Origin of the sequence: Streptococcus sp. HMSC072D05 (assembly GCF_001815805.1) — a bacterium.
Lineage (GTDB): Bacteria > Bacillota > Bacilli > Lactobacillales > Streptococcaceae > Streptococcus.
Genome location: NZ_KV822008.1, coordinates 1 through 552, shown reverse-complemented (window position 1 = coordinate 552; position 552 = coordinate 1). Strand labels below are relative to the sequence as shown.

At 35.1% G+C, this 552-nt stretch carries 1 pseudogene; it reads left to right on the top strand.

Annotation, left to right across the window (positions count from 1 at the left end):
* A pseudogene (locus HMPREF3057_RS03260) lies at positions 1–275 on the top strand (RepB family plasmid replication initiator protein); the annotation flags it as partial.
* Between the last annotated feature and the right edge of the window lie 277 nt (positions 276–552).

The window sequence follows — 552 nt, the reverse complement described above, 5'->3', positions numbered from 1 at the left end:
TACATATCAATAAAATTAAAGCGAAAAAAGGACGTAAAATAGAATGGTTAGAGTTTACTTTTGATGCTGAGAAACGCATTCATAGTAAGCGACAACCCAAAATGGCGAATGTAGCCCAACCCAAACAATATATCAGTCGTGAGAAAACGCCCAAATGGCTACATGAACGAAATCAAAGTAATACAACTAGAAAGATGACTGAAGAAGAAAAAGCACTATTTAAAGAACAACAACAAGCATTTAGACAACAATTAGAACTAGATTGGGAAGATTAGAAAGTTTACAAAAGATAACATGAAAGATATACTGAAGTTAACAAACAGACAGATACATCATTAGATGTGAAAACCCCAGCCTGCCGACCAAAGCATATGCTGGGGTTTCTTTTTTATCGTTTATGTTCTTGATTTAATAAATAAAGAACACGCCCAACAATAATTGGACATACGATATACTTCATAACAAACAGAACGACAATCATTAGATGTGGCACCTCCTTTCTGCACGGAAGTGCTCTCCAATTATAACAAAATCCCTATGACCTGTATGCGT